The 259-nt window shown below is 62.2% G+C and carries 1 pseudogene; it reads left to right on the top strand.

The window, feature by feature from the left end:
- Window positions 1-259, top strand: a pseudogene (locus tag SB771_RS35425) (UTP--glucose-1-phosphate uridylyltransferase); the annotation flags it as partial.

The raw sequence follows: 259 nt of genomic DNA, 5'->3' as shown, positions 1-259 counted from the left end.
GCAGCAAGCGCGCCATCGAAGACCACTTCGATAAATCGTATGAAATCGAGGCCGAGCTCGAAGCGCGCAACAAGCAGAAGCTGCTCGACCTCGTGCGCAGCATCAAACCGGCCAACGTCGACTGCTTTTACGTGCGCCAGGCCGAGGCGCTCGGTCTGGGCCATGCGGTGCTGTGCGCCGAGAAACTGGTGGGCGACAGCCCGTTCGCCGTGATCCTCGCCGACGACTTGCTGCATAGCTCGAAGCCGGTGATGAGCCA

It is taken from the genome of Burkholderia sp. SIMBA_051 (assembly GCF_046534915.1).
In the GTDB taxonomy this organism is placed as follows: Bacteria; Pseudomonadota; Gammaproteobacteria; order Burkholderiales; family Burkholderiaceae; genus Burkholderia; species Burkholderia ambifaria.
The sequence above is the reverse complement of the archived record's forward strand: the minus strand, read 5'-3'. Positions and strand labels throughout refer to the sequence as shown.